The following is a 3,885-nucleotide window of genomic DNA, read 5'->3' on the forward strand; positions in this document are numbered from 1 at the left end:
CCTTCATAAAATCGGAAAATCTTATGAAGAATTCAAACATGAGAGGAATACCTCTCAACCACTATTATAACCAATTTCCACTTATCTGACCGATTTTTTCAAGACATTATCAATTTCGATTGACAGTTATTTAAAAAATAATTCACTTATCTAGACAATATCCTTTCCTTATGTGCTAGTAATGATGACGATTAACCATAAAAGGGAAGAAAATCAGTAAATCTAAAACATGTTAACAAGTCTAGACCTTTGTCCTAAACTCGTTTCTTTTTGAAAGAAAAACCTTAATTCGGTAGCAGTTTAAATCTGCCCTGAAAACTATATTTTATATCAAAAAGAAAGAATAACATTTGCCTTCTCTTACTTTCTATTATAAGTCACCCACTACAATTGATAATAATTTTGAATTACACAAAAAAGCTTTCCCTTTTGGAGAAAGCTCTATGTTATCGTGTTTTCAGTTCAATCAAGCTTTGTTTGCTCACAATCCAAGATTGCTTCGCAGATTCTTAAGCTTTATTTGCTCCAAATCTGAGATTTGTTCGCAGTACTGATCAGTAGAAAACAACTCCGCATCTAGTATAAAAAGGATCCCCTATAGGAAACCCTTTCATTTTAAATAACGCTCAATTAAGCTTTGTTTGCTGAACCAAATACGTCGATACGTTCTTCAACTGCTGCAGTAATTGCTTCGAAACCTGGTTTCAAGAATTTACGTGGGTCGAAGAGTTTCTTCTTATCGTATTCAGCTTCATTAGCGTCATACTCACGAACGAATTGACGAGTAGCATTTGCAAATGCGATTTGGCATTCAGTGTTAACATTAACTTTTGCCACACCAAGTTTGATAGCTGCTTGAATTTGATCATCAGGAATACCTGATCCACCGTGCAATACGATTGGGAAGTTAGGTACAGCTGCAGTCAATTTTTCAAGGTGATCAAGGTGAAGTCCACTCCAGTTTTCTGGATAAGGTCCGTGGATATTACCAATACCAGCAGCCAAGAAATCGACTCCAGTAGCAACCATGGCTTTAGCATCATCAATCGGTGCCAACTCACCGTCACCGATAATACCATCTTCTTCACCACCGATAGTACCTACTTCAGCTTCTACTGAGATACCTTTTGCGTGTGCTTTTTCAACAACAACTTTTGCTTTTTCAAGGTTTTCTTCGATTGGAAGGTGTGAACCATCAAACATAACTGAAGTGTAACCGACCTCGATACATTCCAAAGCATCATCATAGTGACCATGGTCAAGATGAATAGCAACTGGTACAGTGATACCCATTGATTCTACCAAGTTCTCGATGAGAGCTTTACAAAGTTTGTAACCACCCATGTATTTAGCAGCACCCATAGAAGTTTGGATCAAAACTGGAGCTTTCTTGCTTTCCGCTGCACGCAAGATCGCTTGAGTCCACTCAAGGTTGTTTGTGTTAAATCCACCAACTGCATAACCATTGTCACGAGCCGCTTGGACAAATTTTTCCGCTGAAACGATTGCCATTATAAAGGCCTCCTATAAATTTTTTGGGATGAACCCGTTTACAATGCTAATTTTAGCACAAATCATTCTAAAAAACTAGCCTTAATCAGACTTGGAAACGTTTTTCCTAATGCTCTTTGGAAACAAAAAAAGAATCAACTCTTGCTGATTCTCAGTATGCGGAAAGAGGGACTTGAACCCTCACGACCTAAAGCGGTCACAGGATCCTTAGTCCTGCGCGTCTGCCAATTCCGCCATTTCCGCTATTGCTCAATAACAAAAAACATTATAGCAATAGTCATTTTGCTTGTCAATACTTTTTAATGATTTTTCATTGCAAGTCCAGCCTCACCAGCTCTCCCATTAGAAGCAAAACAAAAGACCAAACAGCCGGCAGTCTCTCTTTTAGCCGCTAAACTCCACCATTAAATGGATAAGAAAAACGAGCCTAGACACTCTATCCTAGACTCGTCAAGGTTAAGAATTAAGCGCGTAAGGAATTTTCAACGGCAGCTGTCACAAAAGCAGTGTATAACTCCTCAGGATGATTAGGGCGACTCTGTAATTCTGGATGGTATTGAGCTGCAACAAAGAATTTTTTATCAGGCAACTCAACAATTTCCATCAAGCGATTATCTGGAGATACACCTGAAAAAACAAGCCCTGCTCGCTCAAATGCCTCACGGAATTTCGTAGTAAATTCATAGCGATGGCGATGACGACGCTGCACTACCTCTTGATTATTATAAGCCGCAGCAGCCTTAGAGCCAGGTTTTAACTTACATGGATAAAGACCTAGGCGAAGCGTCCCTCCCATATCCTCAACATCAATTTGGTCCCTCATAATATCAATGACCGGGTAAGGGGTATTAGGATCTAACTCAGCAGAGTTAGCACCTTGCATATTTAAAACATTACGAGCAAACTCCACACAGGTCAACTGCATTCCAAGGCAGACACCCAGCATAGGGACGTCATTTTCACGTGCATAACGAATGGCTTCAATCTTCCCTTCTGTCCCACGTTGACCAAATCCACCTGGAATAATGATACCATCAGCATCACCAAGCAAATCTTCAACATTGTCAGCCGTAACATCATTTGCATTGATCCAATTCAAATCAATCGCTGAGTCATTAACATAACCTGAGTGCTTAAGTGCTTCAACAACTGACAAGTAAGCATCAGGCAATTCCACATATTTACCAACCAAAGCAATCTTAGTGGTTTTCTTGAGGTTAAGAACCTTATCAACCATAGCTGACCATTCACTCATATCAGCTTGTGGTGCATCGATCTTGAGGTGGTCACAGACAATTTGGTCCATACCTTGAGCTTGCATGTTAAGTGGCACTTGATAAATGTGTTCAACATCACGTGATTCAATAACTGCCTCAGGATTAACATCACAAAACTGAGCTAGTTTATTCTTAACGCCTTGTTCTACAGGCTGCTCAGTCCTAATAACCAACATATTAGGCTGAATACCTAGTCCACGCAGTTCCTTCACAGAGTGTTGCGTTGGCTTTGTTTTCATCTCACCTGCAGCCTTAAGGTAAGGAAGCAGGGTTGTATGGATATACATAACATTATCAGAACCAACATCTGCCTTCATTTGCCGCAGAGCTTCTAAGAAAGGAAGACTTTCAATATCTCCTACTGTACCACCAACCTCTGTAATGATAACATCTGAATCCGTTGTTGTGGCAGCACGTTTGATTTTTTCTTTTAGAGCATCTGTAATATGTGGAATAACCTGAACAGTTGCTCCGAGATACTCCCCTTTACGCTCCTTACGAAGAACCTCACTATAGATTTTACCAGTCGTCACATTAGAATACTTATTTAGATTAATATCGATAAAGCGCTCATAATGCCCCAGATCCAGGTCGGTTTCAGCACCATCATCTGTCACATATACTTCACCATGCTGATAAGGACTCATAGTACCAGGATCTATGTTGATATAAGGATCAAATTTTTGGATGGTGACTTTAAGTCCACGATTTTTCAGCAAACGCCCAAGACTGGCAGCAACAATACCTTTACCGATAGAAGAAACAACACCGCCGGTTACAAAAATGTATTTTGTCATAGATACTCCTTATCCTTCTCACTAGCTACTGTGGCTATCCTTTTGCCATAAAAACAAAAAATAGCCCCCTATTCATGTAGGGAGCTTTCCGACCTCTAAAAGAGGTGCCCGATAAATAGTATAATGTATCTCAAAATCTTTGTCAATGACAAAACGTCACAGACTCTCTAGCCATATCATTCGAAAATGATAATGTCTTAGCTAGGTCGAATGTGAAAATGTCCCGTCTGGTAAACTAGAAAGATGAGGAAAATAGAACTAACTATGATAGAGTCAAAGAAATACCTAGTCATCAAAGC

General features: G+C 39.6%; 2 protein-coding genes and 1 tRNA gene. All 3 read right to left on the reverse strand.

Annotated elements, in window-relative coordinates:
* Positions 1-630 precede the first annotated feature (630 nt).
* Complete coding sequence (locus AC4HAI_RS08890) at positions 631-1,512, reverse strand: class II fructose-bisphosphate aldolase (protein WP_491079588.1); 882 nt, start codon at positions 1,510-1,512, stop codon at positions 631-633.
* Positions 1,513-1,669: 157 nt separating this feature from the next.
* Positions 1,670-1,755: transfer RNA gene (locus tag AC4HAI_RS08895), tRNA-Leu, on the reverse strand.
* A 220-nt stretch (positions 1,756-1,975) separates the two neighbouring features.
* Entirely contained in the window at positions 1,976-3,586 is a 1,611-nt protein-coding gene (gene pyrG / locus AC4HAI_RS08900) for a CTP synthase (RefSeq protein ID WP_491079587.1), read from the reverse strand.
* Positions 3,587-3,885 lie beyond the last annotated feature (299 nt).

Source organism: Streptococcus sp. ALY_208, assembly GCF_058314295.1.

Bases quoted from the DNA above. Each gene is read 5' to 3' on its own strand.
- AC4HAI_RS08890 (WP_491079588.1), bottom strand. From the start codon at position 1,512: ATGGCAATCGTTTCAGCGGAAAAATTTGTCCAAGCGGCTCGTGACAAT.
- pyrG (WP_491079587.1), bottom strand. From the start codon at position 3,586: ATGACAAAATACATTTTTGTAACCGGCGGTGTTGTTTCTTCTATCGGT.